Genomic DNA, 678 nt, shown 5'->3' with positions numbered 1-678 from the left:
CGCTCACCCGTGGTGAGCGGCACCCCTCGGTTGAAATGTCAGCCTTCGGAGCCTTCGGCCACGCTGAGGCTTTCGGCGACTTCATCGCCGAACCACTGCTGGACGAGTTCGTCGTATTCGCCGTTCTCCAGCATTTCCTTCAGCATGGAGTTGAACTCTTCGGTCAGCTTGGTGTTGCCCTTCTTAGCGGCTGCACCAAGCTGTTCCCCGGTGTCGTAGGTTTCGACGAGTTCGAGCTTGTCGTCAGCCTTGGTTGCCGCCGAGATGACCGAGATGTTGCCGACCGCGGCATCGACCTTGCCGGCCATGAGGGCCTGGGTCATCATGCCGCCGGTTTCGTACTGCACGGGCGAAATGCCCTTGTCCTTGGCGTAGGTTTCACCGGTGGTCGCAGCCTGCACGCCGACCTTCTTGTCCTTGACGTCGTCGAGGCTCTTGAAGCCGTCCGACTTCGCCGCGGCCAAACCGAGGTTGTCGTTGAGGTACGGGTCGGTGAACTCCATCTTGGTCTTGCGGTCATCTGTGATCGAGATGCCGGAAATGGCGATGTCGCACTTGCCGGTGTCGAGCGAAGTTCCCGACTGGATTCCTTCGAACGGAGTCGTGAGCACTTCGGTTTCGAGGCCCAAGCGCTCTGCCAGCTTGTCTGCCAGGTCGATGTCGAAGCCGACGGTCTTG

The 678-nt window shown here is 60.3% G+C and carries 1 protein-coding gene; it reads right to left on the bottom strand.

All coding sequences use genetic code 11. The annotated features are described in order from the left end of the window. Positions 1 to 38 precede the first annotated feature (38 nt). The coding region (locus HMPREF3087_RS02010; RefSeq protein ID WP_256173012.1) for an ABC transporter substrate-binding protein at positions 39 to 678 on the bottom strand (640 nt) is incomplete at its 5' end.

Source organism: Brevibacterium sp. HMSC22B09 (genome assembly GCF_001806795.1).
GTDB lineage: Bacteria > Actinomycetota > Actinomycetes > Actinomycetales > Brevibacteriaceae > Brevibacterium > Brevibacterium ravenspurgense.
Note: the sequence above shows the minus strand (reverse complement) of the source record. Positions and strands in the feature narration are given on the sequence as shown.